The organism is Streptomyces sp. NPDC054770, assembly GCF_053611985.1.
Window position 1 is genome coordinate 16,078 of the sequence record NZ_JBSHBL010000022.1, and the last position, 19,767, is coordinate 35,844.

At 72.0% G+C, this 19,767-nt stretch carries 15 protein-coding genes and 1 pseudogene; 7 read left to right on the forward strand and 9 right to left on the reverse strand.

The genetic code is table 11. The features are described from left to right. Positions 1-3: 3 nt before the first annotated feature. The gene (locus ACWGKQ_RS20705; RefSeq protein ID WP_453293387.1) at positions 4-1,095 is read right to left on the reverse strand and encodes a mechanosensitive ion channel family protein; all 1,092 of its coding nucleotides are present in this window, start codon (positions 1,093-1,095) and stop codon (positions 4-6) included. A 139-nt stretch (positions 1,096-1,234) separates the two neighbouring features. Here ACWGKQ_RS20705 and ACWGKQ_RS20710 point away from each other — a divergent pair, with 139 nt between their 5' ends. The 3 genes and pseudogenes from ACWGKQ_RS20710 to ACWGKQ_RS20720 form a co-directional block, all read left to right on the forward strand. After that, a complete protein-coding gene (locus ACWGKQ_RS20710; protein WP_453293388.1) occupies positions 1,235-2,698 on the forward strand; it encodes an FGGY family carbohydrate kinase in 1,464 nt (487 codons plus the stop codon). Then, positions 2,695-4,077, forward strand: coding sequence for an FAD-dependent oxidoreductase (locus ACWGKQ_RS20715; protein ID WP_453293389.1), 1,383 nt, complete (start codon positions 2,695-2,697; stop codon positions 4,075-4,077). The genes ACWGKQ_RS20710 and ACWGKQ_RS20715 overlap by 4 nt, the downstream gene beginning before the upstream one ends. Continuing rightward, a pseudogene (locus ACWGKQ_RS20720) lies at positions 4,074-5,060 on the forward strand (NAD(P)/FAD-dependent oxidoreductase); the annotation flags it as partial. The gene ACWGKQ_RS20715 and the pseudogene ACWGKQ_RS20720, both read left to right, overlap by 4 nt. Before the next feature lies 1 nt (position 5,061). Here ACWGKQ_RS20720 and ACWGKQ_RS20725 read toward each other — a convergent pair. Together ACWGKQ_RS20725 and ACWGKQ_RS20730 are read right to left on the reverse strand one after the other, a co-directional pair. After that, positions 5,062-5,826: a crotonase/enoyl-CoA hydratase family protein gene (locus ACWGKQ_RS20725; RefSeq protein ID WP_453293390.1), complete on the reverse strand. Its 765-nt coding sequence runs from the start codon at positions 5,824-5,826 to the stop codon at positions 5,062-5,064. 42 nt (positions 5,827-5,868) lie between these two features. Beyond that, on the reverse strand, positions 5,869-6,837 hold the full coding sequence (locus ACWGKQ_RS20730) for a lysylphosphatidylglycerol synthase transmembrane domain-containing protein (protein WP_453293470.1): 969 nt from the start codon (positions 6,835-6,837) through the stop codon (positions 5,869-5,871). Between the two features lie 210 nt (positions 6,838-7,047). On the opposite strand from ACWGKQ_RS20730, the gene ACWGKQ_RS20735 reads away from it, so the two are divergent. From ACWGKQ_RS20735 to ACWGKQ_RS20745, 3 genes are all read left to right on the forward strand, one after another. Then, a complete protein-coding gene (locus ACWGKQ_RS20735; RefSeq protein ID WP_453293471.1) occupies positions 7,048-8,913 on the forward strand; it encodes an ABC transporter ATP-binding protein in 1,866 nt (621 codons plus the stop codon). Positions 8,914-9,109: 196 nt separating this feature from the next. Next, entirely contained in the window at positions 9,110-10,474 is a 1,365-nt protein-coding gene (locus ACWGKQ_RS20740) for a lectin (RefSeq protein ID WP_453293391.1), read from the forward strand. Between the two features lie 38 nt (positions 10,475-10,512). After that, positions 10,513-12,699, forward strand: coding sequence for an RICIN domain-containing protein (locus ACWGKQ_RS20745; protein ID WP_453293392.1), 2,187 nt, complete (start codon positions 10,513-10,515; stop codon positions 12,697-12,699). A 63-nt stretch (positions 12,700-12,762) separates the two neighbouring features. On the opposite strand, the gene ACWGKQ_RS20750 is transcribed toward ACWGKQ_RS20745, so the two are convergent. The 3 genes from ACWGKQ_RS20750 to ACWGKQ_RS20760 all read right to left on the reverse strand — a co-directional run bounded on the left by ACWGKQ_RS20750 (position 12,763) and on the right by ACWGKQ_RS20760 (position 15,742). Then, the gene (locus ACWGKQ_RS20750; RefSeq protein WP_453293472.1) at positions 12,763-14,421 is read right to left on the reverse strand and encodes an MFS transporter; all 1,659 of its coding nucleotides are present in this window, start codon (positions 14,419-14,421) and stop codon (positions 12,763-12,765) included. 116 nt (positions 14,422-14,537) lie between these two features. Continuing rightward, a complete protein-coding gene (locus ACWGKQ_RS20755; RefSeq protein WP_453293393.1) occupies positions 14,538-15,002 on the reverse strand; it encodes a MarR family winged helix-turn-helix transcriptional regulator in 465 nt (154 codons plus the stop codon). A 110-nt stretch (positions 15,003-15,112) separates the two neighbouring features. Then, entirely contained in the window at positions 15,113-15,742 is a 630-nt protein-coding gene (locus ACWGKQ_RS20760; RefSeq protein WP_453293394.1) for a TetR/AcrR family transcriptional regulator, read from the reverse strand. A 123-nt stretch (positions 15,743-15,865) separates the two neighbouring features. On the opposite strand from ACWGKQ_RS20760, the gene ACWGKQ_RS20765 reads away from it, so the two are divergent. Then, a complete protein-coding gene (locus tag ACWGKQ_RS20765) occupies positions 15,866-16,666 on the forward strand; it encodes an acetoacetate decarboxylase family protein (RefSeq protein WP_453293395.1) in 801 nt (266 codons plus the stop codon). 22 nt (positions 16,667-16,688) lie between these two features. Here ACWGKQ_RS20765 and ACWGKQ_RS20770 read toward each other — a convergent pair whose 3' ends face one another. Genes ACWGKQ_RS20770 through ACWGKQ_RS20780 form a run of 3 tightly spaced genes read right to left on the reverse strand, consistent with a single transcriptional unit; the run spans position 16,689 to position 19,702 of the window. Continuing rightward, positions 16,689-16,862, reverse strand: coding sequence for a hypothetical protein (locus tag ACWGKQ_RS20770; RefSeq protein WP_453293396.1), 174 nt, complete (start codon positions 16,860-16,862; stop codon positions 16,689-16,691). 27 nt (positions 16,863-16,889) lie between these two features. Beyond that, entirely contained in the window at positions 16,890-17,246 is a 357-nt protein-coding gene (locus ACWGKQ_RS20775) for a PRC-barrel domain-containing protein (RefSeq protein ID WP_453293397.1), read from the reverse strand. A gap of 44 nt (positions 17,247-17,290) precedes the next feature. Further along, positions 17,291-19,702, reverse strand: coding sequence for a SpoIIE family protein phosphatase (locus ACWGKQ_RS20780; RefSeq protein ID WP_453293398.1), 2,412 nt, complete (start codon positions 19,700-19,702; stop codon positions 17,291-17,293). Positions 19,703-19,767 lie beyond the last annotated feature (65 nt).

Genomic DNA, 19,767 nt, shown 5'->3' on the forward strand with positions numbered 1-19,767 from the left:
GGGCTAGTCGGTGCGCGGCAGGCCCGCGGGCAGGTCGTCCGTGACGCGCTGCTGCGGGATCACCACGGCCCCCTGCTGGAGCGCCACCGTGCGGGCCGGAGCGGGGATGCGGATGCCCTCCTCGCGGTAGCGGCGGTGCAGACGCTTGATGAACTCGTGCTTGATCCGGAACTGGTCGCTGAACTCGCCGACGCCCAGGATCACCGTGAAGCCGATCCGCGAGTCCCCGAAGGTGTGGAAGCGGATGGCGGGCTCGTGCTCCGGCAGCGCGCCGGTGATCTCGGTCATGGTCTCCGCGATGACCTCGTGCGTGACCCGCTCGACGTGGTCCAGATCGCTGTCGTAGCCCACCCCCACCTGCACCAGGACCGTCAACTGCTGCTCGGGACGCGTGTAGTTGGTCATGTTGGTCTTCGCCAGCTGCCCGTTGGGGATGACCACCAGGTTGTTGGAGAGCTGGCGCACCGTCGTCTGGCGCCAGTTGATGTCCACGACATAGCCCTCCTCACCGCTGCTCAGCTGGATGTAGTCGCCCGGCTGGACGGTCTTGGAGGCGAGGATGTGGATGCCCGCGAAGAGGTTGGCCAGCGTGTCCTGGAGGGCCAGCGCGACCGCCAGACCGCCCACGCCCAGGGCGGTGAGCAGGGGTGCTATGGAGATGCCCAGCGTCTGGAGCATCACCAGGAAGCCGATCGCCAGCACCAGCACCCGGGTGATGTTCACGAAGATCGTGGCCGAACCGGCGACCCCGGAGCGGGACTGGGTGACCGACTGCACGAGCCCCGCGATCACCCGCGCCGCGGACACCGTCACCGCGAAGATGAGCAGCACCTTCAGGCACTGGTCGGTGTGGTGCTGGACCGTCTTCGTCAGCGGCAGCACCGCCGCCGCGGCCGCCGCGCCGCCCGCGATCGCCGCCCACGGGACCACCGTGCGCAGCGCGTCCACGACGACGTCGTCACCGCTCCAGCGGGTCCGCTTCGCGTGCTTGGCCAGCCAGCGCAGCAGACCCCGCGACAGAAAGGCCAGCAACAGACCCGCCGCCAGGGCGATTCCGGCCAGGACCAGGTCATCGACGGTGAGCGCTCGGTTCACCGGTTACCTCCCATTCGATTGTGCAACCGCTCATCCTGCCGTATCCGCACGGAGGTTCGTACCGGCCGCACCGCGGGCGCTTGTGCTGCCCCTCGCCACTGCGGCAGGCTGTCGCGCAGTGATCGTCAGGGGAGGCTCTATGACAGGTCCGGTGCTCGCCGTCGACCAGGGCACGTCCGGTACCAAGGCCCTGGTGATCTGCCCCGAACGGGGCGTCATCGGCACCGGATTCGTCGCCGTGAGGACCCGGCACCTGCCCGGCGGCCTGGTGGAGGCCGACCCTCTGGAGCTCTACGAATCGGTGCTGGTCGCCGGCCGCCGGGCGCTCGCCGAGGCCGGCGAACCGGTGACCGCGCTCGGCCTGGCCAACCAGGGCGAGACCGTCCTCGCCTGGGACCCCGGCACCGGGCGCCCGCTCACCGACGCCATCGTCTGGCAGGACCGCCGGGCGGAGTCCGTCTGCACCGAACTCACGGAGCACGCACAGGAGTTACGCACCCTCACCGGCCTTCCGCTCGACCCCTACTTCGCCGCGCCGAAGATGGCCTGGATCCGTCGCCATCTCACCACCGAGGGGGTCGTCACCACCACCGACGCCTGGCTGGTCCACCGGCTCACCGGCGCCTACGTCACCGACGCCGCCACCGCCGGCCGCACCCACCTCCTCGACCTGGACCGGGTGCAGTGGTCCTCCCGCGCCCTCGACCTCTACGGGCTGTCCGCCGAACACCTCCCCGAGATCGTCGACAACGCCCAACTCGTCGGCACCACCAAGGAGTTCGGGGAGAAGATCCCGCTCACCGGGCTCGCCACGGACCAGCAGGCCGCCCTCCTCGCCCAGCGCATCACTGGCCCCGGCGGCGCCAAGTGCACCTACGGCACCGGGGCCTTCCTGCTCGCCCATACCGGTGACACACCCCGGCACAGCACCTCCGGGCTGGTCAGCTGTGTGGCCTGGCGCCTCGCCGGAGAGCCCGGCTACTGCCTGGACGGCCAGGTGTACACCGCGGCCTCCGCCGTGCGCTGGCTCACCGACCTGGGCGTGATCTCCGGCCCCGCCGACCTGGACCGGGTGGGCGGCACCGTCCTCGACACCGGCGGGGTCACCTTCGTCCCCGCGCTGGCCGGGCTCGCCGCCCCCTGGTGGCGCGGCGACCTGCGCGGCTCCCTCACCGGTCTGGGCCTCGACACCGGCCCCGGGCACCTGGTGCGGGCCCTGTGCGAGGGCCTCGCCGCCCAGGTGACGGAGCTCGCCGAAGCCGCCGGGACCGACCTCGGCACACCGCTGACCGCGCTGCGCGTCGACGGCGGCCTGACCCGCTCGGCCCTGCTCATGCAGACGCAGGCCGACCTGCTGCAACGCCCCGTCGAGGTGTCCACGGTGCCCGACGCCACCGCCCTGGGCGTGGGCGCGCTGGCCCACCTCGGCAGCGACCCCCTCGACTTCCTGCCGGACGACAGACCCTCCGCCGTCTACGAGCCGCGCATCTCCGCCGCCGAGGCGGCCGACCGACTGGGCGTCTTCCGGACCGCCGTCGCCACGCTCCTCGAAGGACCGGTGACGGGCTCCGGCTCCGGCGTCGGCTCCGGAGCCCCCGCATGACGGTCACCGCCGAGGGGCCGCCGCCTTCCGTCCCGTACGACGTGACGGTCGTCGGCGCCGGGGTCGTCGGCAGCGCGATCGCCCGCGAACTCGCCCGCCACCCGCACCTCAAAGTCGCCCTGGTGGAGGCCCAGGACGACGTCGGGCAGGGCACCTCGAAGGCCAACACCGCCATCCTGCACACCGGTTTCGACGCCCACCCCGGCACCCTGGAGGCCCGCCTGGTCCGCGAGGGCTCCCGCCTCCTCGCCGGGTACGCCGCCGCGTCCGGCATCCCGGTCGAGCCGGTCGGGGCGCTGCTGGTCGCCTGGGACCGGGAGCAACTGGCCGCCCTGCCGGGGCTGGCGCGGAAGGCCGCACGCAACGCGTACCACGACACCCGCCAGTTGGACGCCGCCGAGCTGTACGCCCGCGAACCCCGCCTCGGCCCCGGCGCCCTCGGCGCGCTGCACGTGCCCGGCGAGAGCATCGTCTGCCCCTGGAGCACCACCCTGGCCTACGCCACCCAGGCGGTGCGGGCAGGCGTCGACCTCCACCTCGACTGCCGTGTGACGGCCGCGAGCCGACGCGACGGCATGCACACCCTCACCACCACGCGCGGCCCGCTGCACACCCGCCACCTGGTCAACGCGGCCGGCCTGCACGCCGACACCCTCGACCGCCTCCTCGGCCACCGCGCCTTCACCGTCACCCCGCGCCGGGGCCAGCTGATCGTCTACGACAGGCTCGCCCGCGACCTGGTCCGGCACATCCTGCTGCCGGTCCCCACCGCCCTCGGCAAGGGCGTCCTGGTCGCCCCCACGGTCTACGGCAACGTCCTGCTCGGCCCCACCGCCGAGGACCTCGACGACAAGGCCGCCACCCAGTCCACCGCACCGGGGCTCGCGGCGCTGCGCGCGCAGGGCCGCCGGATCCTGCCCGCGCTCCTCGACGAGGAGGTCACCGCCGTCTACGCCGGACTGCGTGCCGCCACCGAACACGACGACTACCGCATCTCCGCCCACCCCGGCCAGGCGTACGTCACCGTCGGCGGGATCCGCTCCACGGGCCTCACCGCATCGCTCGCCATCGCCGCTCATGTCACCGGACTGCTGGGCGACTCGGGCCTCGTCCTGCAGGACCCCGCCGACCTGGAACCGGTGCGCATGCCGAACCTCGGTGCCGCCTTTCCCCGCCCCTACCAGCAGGGTGGCGACACCGTCGTCTGCCACTGCGAGCACGTCACCCTCGGCGAGATCCGGGACGCCCTCGCCGGCACCATCCCGCCGCGCGGCCTGCCGGGCCTGCGCCGCCGCACCCGGGCCGGGGCGGGCCGCTGCCAGGGCTTCCACTGCGGGGCCACGGTGCGGGCGCTGTTCGAGAGGGCGGGCAGACCGTGACCACGGAACGCCAGGTCGACGTCCTGGTTGTCGGTGCCGGTCCCGCCGGACTCGCGGCCGCCGCCCGGCTCGCCGTCGCCGGAGCCGGCCGGGTGGAGGTGCTGGAGCGGGAGCAGGAGGCCGGGGGAGTGCCGCGGTACTGCGCCCACGGCGGGTTCGGCACCTGGACCCGGCCGTTGAGCGGAGCGGCGTACGCAGGCCTGCTCGTCGAGGCGGCGGCACGGGCGGGAGCGGTGGTCCGTACCGGGGTCACCGTCCTGGACTGGGCCGGTTCGACAGCGCCCCAAAGGGGCGCGGGGAACTGCGCGACCAGCCACGACGGCGCCGCAGTCGGCACACGGCAAGCGGAGCGCCTGGGCCTGGCCACCGTCGGCGAGCGGGGCCCGGAGACGGTCACCGCACGGGCGGTGGTCCTCGCCACCGGCGCCTATGAACGCCCCCGCGCGGCACGGCTGGTCCCGGGCACCCGGCCCGCCGGGGTCCGCACCGGGGGAGAGCTCCAGCAGGCCGTGCACCGCTACCGGCAACCGATCGGCGAGCGGGCGGTGGTGGTCGGGGCCGAGGACGTGTCGTACGCGGCGGCCGGGACCGTACGGGCGGCCGGCGCCGAGGTGGTCGCGATGGTCACCGACCGGCCGCGCCCCGGATCCGTCCGGGCCCTGGACGCCCGGCTCCGCTCCCGCGTCCCGCTGCTCACCGGCACGACCGTCACCGAGATCCTCGGGCACGGGCGGCTGTCCGGCGTGCGGATCCGGCACCGCGACGGGCGTACCGGTGTCCTCGCCTGCGACACCGTCGTCTTCACCGGGGACTTCGCCGCCGAGAACGAGCTCGCCCGCCGGGCCCGGATCGCCCTCACCCACGGGCCGTACACCGACCGCCCGGGTGTCTTCGCCGTCGGCGGTCTGCGGCAGCCGGGACTCGACGCCCGCACGGCGACCCGCCAGGGCGCCGAGGCGGCGCGGGCGGTGCTGGAGTGGCTGGTCAGTCGTCCGTGAAGGACCCGTGCCTGCCCGCCCCCGACGCGAACCGCGCGGCCCCCTCCAGGCCTTGTGCCAGCACGCCCGTCCCGTGCCGGATCTCGGCGTCCATCGCCGCCGTCTCGGTCAGCCCCTCCTGGTCCAGCACCGACGCGCGGTCGCTGCGCAGGCAGGCCTGCGGGAAAGCCGCGATGGACGCGGCCAGTTCCTCGGCCGCCGCGCGGGAGCGGCCGGCCGGGACGACCCGGTTGGCCAGGCCCATCTCGTACGCCTCGGCGGCCGGGACCGGGCGGCCGGTGAGAATGAGGTCCATGGCCCGGCCGGTGCCGATCAGCCGGGGCAGCCGCACCGTGCCGCCGTCGATCAGCGGCACGCCCCAGCGGCGGCAGAAGACGCCGAACACCGCGTCCTCCTCGGCGACCCGCAGATCGCACCAGAGCGCCAGCTCCAGGCCCCCGGCCACGGCGTGCCCGGCGATCGCCGCGATCACCGGCTTGGACAGGCGCAGCCGGGTCGGGCCCATCGGGCCGTCGCCGTCCTCCGCCACCCGGTTGCGGCGCTCGCCGCCCATCGCCTTGAGGTCGGCGCCCGCGCAGAACGTGCCGCCCTCACCCCACAGCACCGCCACCCGGGCCTCGTCATCGGCCTCGAACTCCCGGAAAACGGCGGCCAGTTCGACCGCCGTCGGCCCGTCCACCGCGTTGCGCACCCCGGGCCTGGAGAGGACGACCGTGGTGACAGGACCCTGGCGTTCGAGGCGGACCGGCATGTGTTTCCTTCCCTGGGAAGGCCACCCGGCGTCGGATGACCGTCAGATGACCTTCAGTCGTACCAGCGCTCCCAGTGTCAGCGCTCCCGGCAGCAACGGCACCCACACGGTGATGATCCGGTACGCCAGGACGACGGCCGTGGCCACCGCCACCGGGCCGCCGGCCGCCACCAGCGCCACGATCAGCGCCGCCTCCACCGAACCCAGGCCGCCCGGCGTGGGGATCAGGGCGACGGCGACCGTGGCCGCCAGGTACGCCAGCGCCATGTGCGCGGGCGGCACGTCGAGGCCCAGCGCCTGCCCCACCGCCACCAGACCGGCCGCCTGGAGCGCGGGGAAGGCGAGCGAGCCGCCCCACAGCGCCAGCGCCCGGGACGGACGCGTGTGCACCGAACGGGCCTCGCCCAGGGCGGCGCGCACGAAGCGGAACACCGGCTCGCGCACCCGCCGGACGAGGAACAGCACGGCCAGCGCCACCGCGACCAGCGCACCGGCGACGGCCAGGACCGGTCCCAGATCCCCGTCGGGCAGCAGGCCGTCGAGCCGCAGCGCGTCCGGGAAGGCGACGAAGAACACGGCCATCAGGCCCACCCGGGCGATCGACTCGGCGAGCAGGTAGAGGGCCAGCGCGGCGGAGGAGGTGGCGAGCGGCACCCCGCACACGGCCATGAACCGCAGATTGACCGCGCCCGAGCCGAGCCCCGTCGGCAGCAGATGGTTGGCCGAGCCCGCCGCGAGCTGGGTGGCCAGCAGCCGCCAGCGGGGCAGCCGCTGGACGACCGCACCCTGCCGGGTGAAGGCGGCGGCCACCCAGGTCAGACAGGTGGCACCGCCGGCCGCCAGCAGCCAGGGCCAGGAGGCGTCGCGCAGATGGCCGAAGCCCTCGACGAGGACCGGCCAGTGCTGTACCGCGATGACCGCGACCAGCACGAGCGGAATCAGGGTGAGGACATGCCGCCAGGGGACACGGCGGGCGAGCCGGGGGAGACGGCTCTCACGGAAGCCGGGGATTCTTACCGTTGTCACACCGGGAGAGGTTCTCCATGCCGCCCCAACTGCGGGTGGCGGAAGAGGAGACACCGGATGACGGACGGGAAGCGGGTGAGGGGGAGGCCCGCACGGGGCCGGCCGCAGGAGGCCGCACGGGGCCGCACCGAGCCGAGAAGAGGGGCGGACATTGACCTCAACGAAGCTTGAGGTCCTAGGTTCTCCTCCATGAGTATGGAGACCACCGCCTGGATGCAGCTGCACAGCGTGATGACCGCCCAGCAGGAGCGGCGCCCGTTCGAACGGGCCACGCTGCGCCGCATCGCCGCCTTCGCCCGCCCGTACCGGGGCGGCATCGTCCGTTTCGTCCTGCTCGGGGTGGTCACCGCCCTGCTCGCCGTCGCGACCCCCGTCCTCGCCGGCCATGTCGTCGACGCGATCGTGTCGGGGCACGACAGGGGCACCGTCGTCCGGCTGTCCCTGCTGATCGCACTGGTCGCGGTCGCGGAGGCGGCGCTCGGGGTGCTCGGGCGGCGGCTCTCGGCGACGCTCGGGGAGGGGCTCATCCTCGACCTGCGCACGGCTGTGTTCGATCATGTGCAGCGCATGCCCGTCGCGTTCTTCACGCGTACGCGTACGGGAGCGCTGGTCAGCCGTCTCAACAACGACGTGATCGGCGCCCAGCGGGCCTTCGCCGGCACCCTCTCCGGTGTGGTCAGCAACCTGGTCACGCTGGTGCTCACGCTCGCGGTGATGCTCACCCTGTCCTGGCAGATCACCCTGCTCGCGCTGGTGCTGCTGCCGCTGTTCGTGGTGCCCGCCCGCCGGATGGGCGGCCGGATGGCCCGGATGCAGCGCGAGGCCGCCGCGCTCAACGCGGACATGGGCACCCGGATGACCGAGCGCTTCTCCGCCCCCGGCGCCACCCTGATCAAGCTCTTCGGCCGCCCCGAGGAGGAGTCGGCCGAGTTCACCGCCCGCGCCGCCCGGGTCCGGGACATCGGGGTGCGCACCGCCACCGCCCAGTCGGTGTTCATGACCGCGCTGACCCTGGTCTCCTCCCTGGCGCTCGCCCTGGTCTACGGCCTCGGCGGCTGGTTCGCGCTGCGCGGCAGCCTGGAGCCGGGTGCGGTGGTCTCCCTCGCCCTGCTGCTGACCCGCCTCTACGCCCCGCTGACCGCGCTCGCCGGTGCCCGCGTCGAGGTGATGAGCGCGCTGGTCAGCTTCGAGCGGGTCTTCGAAGTGCTCGACCTGAAGCCCCTGATCGAGGAGAAACCCGACGCCCGTGAGGTCCCCGAGGGCCCGGTGGCCGTCGAGTTCGAGGACGTCCGCTTCGCCTACCCGGCCGCCGACCAGGTCTCCCTCGCCTCCCTCGAAGAGGTGGCGGTCCTCGACTCGCGCGGCGGCAGCGAGGTCCTGCACGGCGTCTCCTTCCGCGCCGAACCCGGCCAGACCGTCGCCCTGGTCGGCTCCTCCGGCGCCGGCAAGTCCACCATCGCCCAGCTGCTGCCGCGTCTCTACGACACCGACGAGGGCACCGTGCGCATCGGCGGCACCGACGTCCGCGACCTGACCGCCGGATCGCTGCGCGCCACCCTCGGCATGGTCACCCAGGACGGCCACCTCTTCCACGACACCGTCCGCGCCAACCTGCTGCTGGCCCGACCGGCGGCCACGGAAGAGGAGTTGTGGGACGCCCTGGACCGCGCCCGCCTCGGCGAGGTGGTCCGGTCGCTGCCCGACGGCCTGGACACGGTGGTCGGCGAGCGCGGCTACCGGCTCTCCGGCGGCGAACGGCAGCGGATGACCATCGCCCGGCTGCTGCTGGCCCGTCAGCGCGTGGTCATCCTCGACGAGGCCACCGCCCATCTCGACAACACCTCGGAGGCGGCCGTCCAGGAAGCCCTGGCCGAGGCGCTCCAGGGGCGCACGGCCGTCGTCATCGCCCACCGGCTGTCCACGGTCCGGGCCGCCGACCAGATCCTGGTGGTCGAGGCCGGCCGGATCGTGGAGCGCGGCACCCACGACGAACTCCTGCTGGCGGACGGCCGATACGCCGAACTGCACCGCACTCAGTTCACAGAAGTGACGGCGTCCTGACAGAGCGTTCACATCCCCGTCACATTTTCCTATGAGTCGAGGAGGGGAGCGCTCCCCTACTTGACGACTGTGGTCCGGACCTTTAGCTTCACGCCTTAAACAAAGTCTCACGTGTGTAGCCAACACCCACCTGACCAACGGGTGTTGGGCAACACCGTGCTGCCACCCCCCCCGCGTGAAAGGCCACCCCCCGCATATGGCCAGAACCCTCCCCACGGCTGTCTCCATAGCCGCGCTGACGCTCTCCGCAGGCCTGCTCACCGCCGCTCCGGCGCAGGCCGCCACCGGCACCATCACCGGCCTCGCCGGAAAGTGCCTCGACGTCGCCGGAGCCAGCTCCGCCGACGGCACCGCCGTCCAGCTCTACGACTGCAACGGGACCTCCGCCCAGCAGTGGACCCGCGGCAGCGACGGCACCCTCCGCGCCCTCGGCAAGTGTCTCGACGTGACCGGCAATTCGACCGCCGACGGCGCCAAGCTGCAACTGTGGACCTGTAGTGGCGGCGCCAACCAGCAGTGGACCGTCTCGTCCGCGAACGACATCGTCAATCCGCAGGCGAACAAGTGCATGGACGTCACCGGCAACACCTCCGCCAACGGCACCCGGATACAGATCTGGACCTGCGCGGGCACCGCCAACCAGAAGTGGACCGCCCCCGCGGCCGACGGCGGCGGCACCACCCCGTCCTCGCCGATGGCCGTGGCGCCGTACCTCTACAACGGCTGGGGCGACCCGCCGAGCCCGACCACGATCACCAACGCGACCGGCGTGAAGTACTACACGCTCGCCTTCGTCCTCAGCAACGGCTACTGCAACCCGCAGTGGGACGGCAGCCGGGCGCTGACCGGCGGCGTCGACCAGAGCACCATCAACACCGTGCGCGCCAACGGCGGTGATGTGATCCCGTCCTTCGGCGGCTACAGCGGCAACAAGCTGGAGAGCTCCTGCTCCAGCGCGGGCGAGCTGGCGGCGGCCTACCAGAAGGTCATCAACGCCTACGGCGGTCTCAAGGCCATCGACATCGACCTCGAAGCCGACGCCTACAGCAACGGGACCGTGCAGCAGCGGGTCGTGGACGCGCTGAAGACGGTGAAGGCCAACAACTCCGGCCTGAAGGTGTACATCACCATCGGCACCAACCAGAGCGGCCCCGACACCAGCCTGATCAACCGGGCGGCGTCCTCCGGTCTGACCGTCGACGCCTGGACCATCATGCCGTTCGACTTCGGCGGCGCGGGCCAGAACATGGGCAACCTCACCACCCAGGCGGCCGAGGGCCTCAAGAACGCGCTGAAGAACGCGTACGGCTACAGCGACGACACCGCCTACCGGGACATGGGCATCTCGTCCATGAACGGCATCACCGACAACAACGAGACCGTCACGGTGGCCGACTTCCGGACCATGCTCGCCTACGCCCAGCAGCACCACCTGGCCCGGCTCACCTTCTGGTCCGCCAACCGCGACCGGCCCTGCACCGGCGGCTCCGCCGACAGCTGCTCCGGCGTGAGCCAGTCCAACTGGGACTACACGCGCGTCTTCGCCGGATACACCGGCTGACCCCGCACTCTTCGCGCTCTTCGGAATTAGGAGAACCTGTGCTTCGCCTTCCCCGGCGCCGCAGATCAACGGCCGCCGCAGCGGTGGCCGTTGTGGCCGCCTCCCTGCTCACCGCGGCGGGTGCTTCGTCGCCCGCGTCCGCCGCCACGCTGCCCACCGGCAACACCACCCTGCTCAACGCGGCCAGCGGCAAGTGCGTGGACGCCAAGGCCGCGGCCACCGCCGACGGCACCGTCGTCCAGCAGTACGCCTGCAACAACACCACCGCCCAGCAGTGGAGCTTCACCGCCACCAGCGACGGCTACGTCCGCATCAACAACGGCAACAACGCCAACGAGGTCCTGGACGTCACCGGGGTCTCCACGGCCGACAACGCGCTGGTCCAGATGTGGACCTACGGCGGCGGCAACAACCAGCAGTGGCTGCCGGTCGACGACGGCGGCGGCGCCTACCACTTCGTCAACCGCAACAGCGGCAAGTGCCTGGACGACCCGTCCGCCTCGACCGCGGACAGCGTGCAGTTCGTGCAGTACACCTGCAACGGCACGGCGGCCCAGCGCTTCCAGGTCGTCCCGGTGACCCAGTCGAGCAACCCGGACCTCGGCTCCAACGTGGTCATCTTCGACCCGTCGATGTCCGCGTCGACCATCCAGAGCAAGCTGGACTCGATCTTCGCGCAGCAGCAGACCAACCAGTTCGGCTCCCAGCGCTACGCCGTGATGTTCAAGCCCGGCGCCTACAGCGCGGACGTGAACGTGGGCTTCTACACCCAGGTGCTCGGCCTGGGCCTGTCGCCCGACGCGGTCTCGATCAACGGTGCGGTGCACGCGGAGGCGGACTGGTTCCAGGGCAACGCCACGCAGAACTTCTGGCGCGGCGCCGAGAACCTCTCCGTCAACCCGACCAGCGGCAGCGACCGGTGGGCGGTCTCGCAGGCGTCCGCCTACCGCCGCATGCACCTGCGCGGCAACCTCGCCCTGGACGACGGCGGCTGGTCCAGCGGCGGCCTGATCGCCGACAGCCAGATCAACGGCCAGGTCAACTCCGGCACCCAGCAGCAGTGGCTGACCCGCAACTCCCAGCTCGGCAGCTGGACCGGCTCCAACTGGAACATGGTCTTCGTGGGCAGCACGGGCGTGCCGTCCACCACCTTCCCGAGCCCGCCGGACACCGCGGTCGCGCAGAGCCCGGTGACCCGGGAGAAGCCGTTCCTGTACGTCGACGGCTCCGGCAACTACCAGGTGTTCGTGCCGTCCACGCGCACCAACACCTCCGGCGCCAGCTGGACCTCAGGCTCCGCCGCCGGTACCTCGCTGTCGCTGGACAGCTTCTACGTGGTGAAGCCGGGCGCCACCGCGTCCCAGATCAACGCGGCCCTGACGGCGGGCAAGAACCTCCTGGTCACCCCGGGTGTCTACCACCTCGACCAGACCCTGCAGATCAACCGCGCCGACACCGTCGTGCTGGGCCTCGGCCTCGCCACCTTCGTCCCGGACAACGGCATCACCGCCATGAAGGTCGCCGACGTCGACGGCGTCAACATCGCGGGCCTGCTCTTCGACGCCGGCACCACCAACTCCTCCACCCTGGTGGAGGTCGGCCCGAGCGGCTCCTCGGCCTCGCACGCCAGTGACCCGACCTCGCTGCACGACGTGTACTTCCGCGTCGGCGGCGCGGGCGTCGGCAAGGCGACCACGAGCCTGGTCGTCAACAGTGACAACGTCATCGGCGACCACATGTGGATCTGGCGCGCCGACCACGGCAGCGGAGTCGGCTGGACCAGCAACACCGCCGACACCGGACTGGTCGTCAACGGCGACAACGTGACCATGTACGGCCTGTTCGTCGAGCACTTCCAGAAGTACCAGACCATCTGGAACGGCAACGGCGGCAAGACGTACTTCTACCAGAACGAGATGCCCTACGACCCGCCGAACCAGTCGTCCTGGATGAACGGCTCGACCAAGGGCTACGCGGCCTACAAGGTCGCCGACTCGGTCACCAGCCACCAGGCGTACGGACTCGGCAGCTACTGCTACTTCAGCAGCAATTCGAGCGTCGTCGCCGATCACGCCATCGAGGCGCCGACCAACTCGAACGTCAAGTTCACCAGCATGGTGACGGTCTCCCTCGGCGGCACCGGCACCATCACCCATGTCATCAACAACAGCGGAGGACCGTCCAACTCCTCGACCAACGTCGCGAACCTCAACTCGTATCCGTGACCGTCGCCCGGTGAGCGGACAGCGGGTGCCCCGGCGGATCTCCGCCGGGGCACCCGCCTTTCGTCACGGCGCCGCGTTGTGCCGGGACTGCGTCGTACGCGCCGCGGGCCGGTCCTTCGGCTCCTGGCGCTCCGGTCCGGGCCGGTGGCTGCCGCGCAGCGCGGAGGCCACGGCGGAGACCAGGGCCATCCCCGCGGCCACGCCGAAGACGATGGCCAGGCCGTGGTGGAAGGGACCGGAGACCAGCTGCGGGAAGAAGGTGTGCCCGGTCAGGACCGACCGCTGGGCCGCGGTGACATGGTCCAGGACGCCCTCCGAGGCGAGCAGGTGCTGGATGGGGTTGTTGCCGAGGAACGTCGCGAACAGCGTGCTCACCGGCGGCAGCGACGCGGCGTGCGCGGCGGAGGCGGCCGGCACGCCGTGCGCCATGAGGCCGCTCTTCAGCGTGTCCGGGAGCGAGGAGGCGAGCCCGGACACCATCAGTGAGAAGAAGACGCCGATGGACAGCGCCGTACCGGAGTTCTGGAAGGTCGAGCGCATGCCCGAGGCGACCCCCCGGTACTCGGCCGGCACGCTCCCCATGATCGAGGACGTGTTCGGGGCGGAGAACATGCCCTGGCCGATGCCGTTGAGCAGCAGCAGCGCCGCGAACAGCTCGTAGTCGAAGTCGACGGGCAGCGCGAGCAGCCCCAGGAAGGACGCGGTGACGACCACCAGGCCCGCGGTGGAGAAGAACCGGGCGCCGAACCGGTCCGACAGGTACCCGGAGACGGGACCGGCCACGAGAAAGCCGAGGGTGAGCGGGAGCATGAAGATGCCGGCCCACAGCGGGGTGTCCTCGAAGTCGTAGCCGTGCAGCGGCAGCCAGATGCCCTGCAGCCAGATGATCAGCATGAACTGCAGGCCGCCGCGCGCGATCGAGGTCAGCAGGGCGGCCACGTTGCCCGCGGCGAACGCCCGGTTCTTGAAGAGCGCCAGGTCGAACATGGGCTGGGCGACCCGCGTCTCGATCACGCAGAAGGCCAGCAGCAGGGCGACGCCGCCGATCAGGCCGGTCAGTACCCACGGGTTCCCCCAGCCGGTGGCGCTGTCGCCGTAGGGCTGGATCCCGTAGGTGATCCCGGCCAGCAGGATGCCGGCGCCGGACGCGAAGGTGAGGTTGCCCAGCCAGTCGATCCGGCCGGGCCGGCCCGCCGAGGTCTCGCGCAGGCTCAGGTACGACCAGATCGTGCCGGTGATGCTGACCGGGACGCTCACCCAGAACACCGCACGCCAGTCGACGACGGCGAGCAGACCGCCCGCCAGCAGACCGAGGAACTGGCCCGCGAGCGCGGTGATCTGGTTGATGCCGAGGGCCATGCCACGCTGCCGGGCCGGGAAGGCGTCGGTGAGGATGGCGGCCGAGTTGGCGGTGAGCATGGACCCGCCGAAGGCCTGCACGATCCGCCACAGGATCAGCCACAGGGCACCGGCCCCGGCGCGGAACGGGTCGAGCGACAGCGCGACCGAGGCGCACGCGAAGATCAGGAAGCCGAGGTTGTAGATCTTCACCCGCCCGAACATGTCGCCGAGCCTGCCGAGTACGACGACGAGCACGGCGGACACCAGCAGATAGCCGAGGATCATCCACAGCAGATAGCCGATGTTGCCCGGCGCGAGCGGATCGAGCCCGATGCCCCGGAAGATCGCCGGCAGCGAGATGATCACGATCGACGCGTCCATCGTGGCGATCAGCACGCCGAGCGTGGTGTTCGACAGCGCGACCCACTTGTAACCGGGCCCGGCCGGGGTCTCCTTGTGGCGGGCCGAGCGCAGGGCGGCGGACCACCGGTGCCCGCTCACAGCCGCTCCGCCAGCCGGTCGAGGAGCGGCAGGGCCGCTCCGAGCGTCGCCCGCTCCTGGGCGGAGAAGCCGTCGAGGACGGCCGCGAGCCGCTGCACCGACTCGGAGCGCCGTTCGGCGAGCACGGCCCGCCCCTCGTCGGTGACGGCCAGGATGCTCCGCCGCCCGTCCGTGACGTCGGGGCTACGACGGACCAGACCGCGCTGTTCGAGCTGGGCGAGGGTGCTCGCCATCGCCTGGGGCCGTACCCGCTCCAATTCGGCGAGGGCGGTCGGGGAGTCCGGGCCCTCGGCCGCGAGCCGCGCCAGCACGGACACGCCCGACAGGGACACGTCCCCCACGGCGTGCGCCTGCCGCAGCCGCCGTGTCACCCGGCCCACCGCGAGCCGCAGGTCGGTCGCGAGCCGGGTGGCGTCGCTCAGATCGCGTATGCCGCCGTCGGCGGCCATGTCTGCCTTCACATGTACTAACACTAGGTTTATCAGTCTGGGCTGCTCAACCAATCGTAAGTAAATCGGGTGGCGGCCGAGTGCCGCCGTGGGCGCTGGACCGTCTGGCGGTGAACACGGTGTCAGTGGGCTGAGGGCGTCGGCTGTGCGCCCGTGCCCTGGTGAGGAAGGTGCGGGGGTGAGTCGACGACGAGGTCGACCAGGTGTTCGGCGAGGCCGGAGTCGAGTGGGGAGCCGGTCATGAGCCGTCGGTAGAGGATGGTGCCGGCCCAGATGTCCTGGACGAGGTCGGTGTCGAGGTCCTCGGGCAGATCGCCGCGCCGGATCGCGCGGCGCAGTGCGACGGCGATGTTCTCGCGCTTGCGGAACAGGAAGGCTTCCCGGAACCGGCTCATCAGCTCGGGGTGCGGCAGCAGACCGGCGGCGAGCGCGGGCAGCGAGGTGGCCATGTCCTCGTTGGCGTAGTTGTCGACGGTCATGGCGACGGCGTGGCGGAGTTCCGCGCGGGTGTCGCCGAGGTCGGGGATCTCCTCGGCCCGGAAGACCTCGGCGAGCGCGTCGGCCACCAGTGCCTCCTTGCTGGGCCACCAGCGGTAGATGGTCGACTTGCCGACGCCCGCGGCCGCCGCGACGGCCTCGATGGTCAGCGAGGGGTATCCCTGTGCCGACAGGACCTCGCGGGCCGCGCCGAGGATCTTCGAGTGGGAGCGCGGGCCGCCGGCCACCGGACCCGAGGAGAAGACGGATGTCATGAGCGAAACGATACGCATCGTTTCGTTTACGGGTCAACGCGTGCTACCTTCGAGCCGTTGGGATGAAACGATACGTTTCGTTTCATAGATCCCGGTCATGGAGAACTTCTCGAAGGAGCTGTCATGAAGGGTTACACCGTCCCCCTGTCTCCGCGCGGCATCGCGAACCTGGCGCCCGCTCCGCCCTGGCACTACGCCGGCACCGTGGTGGGCGCGGAGTTCTTCGCCGACCCGGCCGCCGCCGCGGCGACCCTGCCCGAGGGACTCACCCTCGACCCGGACTCCGCCGGCCGCGGTGTCGCCATGTTCATCGACTGGCAGTACTCCGCCACCGATCTGGAGTACCTGGACCCCGCCCGCTCGCAGTACCGCGAGTTCCTCGTCACGCTCGACGCCCGCCACGACGGCACCCCGGTCGCCTGGTGCCCCTACATCTACGTCGACAACGACTCCGCCATGGCCCGCGGCTGGGTCCAGGGCTTCCCCAAGAAACTCGGCAGCGTCCACCAGACCCGCGCCTACTCCGTCGGCGGACCCGGCACCCCGGTCCTCGGCCCCGGCGGACAGTTCGGCGCCACCGCCTCCGCCGCCGGTCAGCGCATCGCCGAAGCCCGCGTGACCCTCGAACAGCCGGTCGCCGACCCCACCACCCTCATGAACCGCCCCATGGTCAACCTCCGCCACTTCCCCCGCCTGGCCGCGGGACTCCACGACAAGCCCGCCGTCCACGAACTGGTCATGTCCGTCCTGGACAACCCCGCGATCAGCGACGCCTGGACCGGCACCGCCGACCTCGCCTTCCTCCCCGCCCACGGCGAGGAACTCGCCGACCTGGACATCCGGCGCACCGGCACCGGATTCCACTTCGACCTCGCCTACACCGTCACCGACCTCAAGACCCTCGGCGACCGCGACCAGCAGTGAGCCGCCATGCGGGTACAGGGCGTCAGCGGGCGACGCGGTGCCGCCGGACGCCGTGCCGCAGCCGGACCGCCGCGTAGCCGAGGTCGGCGAGCAGCACCACGGCGCCGATGACCAGCAGGTAGAACAGTCCGTGGACGGCGAATCCGACGATGCCCAGGACCAGGGCCACGAGGATCAGGAACAGGAACAGACTCATCGGCTCTCCCGGGCGGGCTCGGCGGGTTCAGCGGCGGGCCAGGCGGCGCTCGCCGCCCGCCCCCGGGACGTATTCGAGTTCGTAGTGCGCGAAGACCGCCGGCTCCCGAGCGGCGGGCAGCTCGCCGTCCGTGTCGATCGACGGAGCCTTCTTGACCATGTCCTTGCCGTACGCGACCTTCAGGTAGGCCGGGCCGACGGTCGCCTCGGCGAGCGGGACGAACACCAGGCGGCGACGGGTCGGCAGCCCCACCGTCACGGTGGCGTAGCAGGGCCTGTCGGTCGTGGTGTCCACGTAGACCGACTCCAGAACGCCGATCTTGTGACCGCCGGCGTCCACGACGTCGTGCCCGCGCCACTCCCGGATGTCGGTTGCTTCGAACATCGGACACCTCCCACGGCGCGGGTACCCGATGCAGCCGCCGACAGTCACGGAGCGACGCGGATGCCCACGATGCAGGTGTCGTCGTCGGTGTCGGAGCGGCTGTGCGTCAGCAGGCGGTCCACCTGCTGGTCCAGGGTCGGCGGCACCGTCCGCGCCACCGCCAGGAGCTGCGCGAGGGACTCCTCCACGGACCGGTCACGGCGTTCGATCAGGCCGTCCGTGTACATCAGCAGGGTGTCGTCGACCGCGAGCTGCACCTCGTGCTCCTGGTAGCCGGCCTCCGGTAGCGCGCCAAGGAGCAGGCCCTGCACCAGAGGGAGCGGCTCCGCCTCCGTACCGCGCACCAGGACGGGCGGCAGATGTCCGGCCCGGGCCCAGCGCAGGGTGTGCCGGTCGGGGTCGTAGAGGCCGCACACCGCGGTGGCGGTGACGGAGCCGGTCAGGTGGTGGGTCACCATGTTCAGCCAGGACAGCAGCTGCCCCGGCCCGGCGCCGGTCACGGCGAGCCCGCGCAGCGCGTTGCGCAGGACGACCATGCTGGTGGCCGCGTCGATTCCGTGTCCGGCGACGTCCCCCACGCACAGCAGCACCTGCCGGGACGGCAGCACCACCGCGTCGTACCAGTCGCCGCCGACCAGGTGCTGGGTCTCCGCGGGCCGGTAGCGTACGGCGAGGTCCAGCCCGGGCACCGCCTGCGGGGTCTGCGCGGGCGGCATGATGGCGTGCTGCAACTGGAGGGTGAGCCGGTCGCGTTCACTGGCCTGCTGCTCGGTGTGGGCCAGCTGGTCACGGGTGGCGGCGAGGGCGACCTCGGTCCAGTGCTGGGCGGAGATGTCCTGGTAGGCGCCGCGTACGACGTACAGCTGGCCGGCGGAGTCCAGGACCGGCTCGGCCACCACCCGGATGTGCCGGGTGACCCCGTCGGGCCGCTGGAGGCGGAAGGAGGTGGACGCCGCCCGTCGGTGGTGCAGCAGGGTGCGCAGGAACCGTCCGATGGCCACGGCGTCGTCCGGATGGGCGTGCGCGGGCAGTTCCTCCAGCGCCACCGGGGCGGCGGAGGCGGGCTTGCCGTACAGCTGGTACAGCTGGCTGTTCCAGGTGATCTCGCCGGTGAGCAGGTTCTCCTCGAAGCCGCCGATCCGGCCCAGGCGCTGGGCGTGCTGGAGCAGGCTGGCCAGCCGGGCCGTCTCGTCCTCGATGCGCCAGACGAGCAGCACGCTGGTGCCGTGCCGGCTGATGTTGATGTCGGCGACCGCTGCCAGCGGCACGTCGTCGACCAGGGCGGTCAGCCGCATGCGGTGGGCACGGTAGGGCTCGCCGGTGGCGTGGACGCGCTCCATCCGCTCGAAGAGCTCGCTGCGGCCGGCGGCCGTCGGGTACGTCTCCAGCAGCAGGGACCCGTTGACGACTCCCCGGGGGCGTCCGGCGGGGTCCAGGAAGCGGCTGTTCACGTGGTGGATGCGGAAGTCGGCGAGGTCCCCGGCGGAGTCCAGCACCGGCACGAGCACCAGCGCGGGGTCGTGGAGACCGTCGGCCAGGTCCATCAGTTCCGTCACGTCGGGCAGCACGCGCGGGCCCTCGGCACCGTCCGGATACTGCCGGGCGTAGGTCTCCAGGGTGTGCGCGCACAGCTCGGCCAGCGCCTCGATCTGCCGGACGACGGGCGGGGGAGGGGGCTCCAGCGGGGTGGGCCAGGCGATCTCGAGCACACCGTGGATCCGTCCGCCGGCCCCGGCGGGTACGGCGACCCGGCCGCCCTCCGGATGGTGGTGCTGGCCGATGGAGGGCATCCCGGTCTCGGCCAGACTGCGGATCCAGTGGCCCGTGCGCTCGGCCAGTCCCCGGCGGGCCACGGTCGTCACACCGGGCGGCACATGCCGCCAGCGCCCGGCCTCGGCGGCGGAGAATCCCGCGGTGCCCGCCAGGGCGAGCGAACCGTCGGTGCCCAGCGCCCAGATGGCCACCGCCTCCGCGCCCAGCGGGGTCAGGGCGTGTTCGAGCAGCGAGTCGGCGACGGCCTGGGTGTCATGGGCGGCCAGCGCCCCGCTCTCGGCGGCCCGCAGCCGTACGGCCGAGGAGTGGCCGTCCGCCGGCTCCGCGGCCTCGGCCGCCGCGGTGGCCGCGAGGAAGGCCGCGGTCACCTCGGAGAGCCGGTCGCGGGCCGCCTGGTTGATGACGTCGACCGCGAACTCGAGCGGTGTCACCCCCGCCTGTCCGGCCAGCTCGGCCAGCTGCCGCGCGGCCTGCGCCGGGCCGCAGCGCAGCCGTTCGACCAGGATGCCCTTGGCCAGTTCGATCAGGGCACGCCCGTCCGCCTCCGCCTGCGCCGCCCGCACCTCACGGCGCAGCCGCTCCACGGTCGCCGTGAGCCTGCCGACGGGGGACGGCTTCCCGGGCGCGGCCGGGAAGCCGGTGGCGGTGACGGACGGGTCGGGCGGTTGGCGGAGATCACTCACGGTCAGTCTGTTCCTCGGCTGGGACGCCCCGGGGTGTCACGCGGGCGGCTGGTGGACGATGCGGC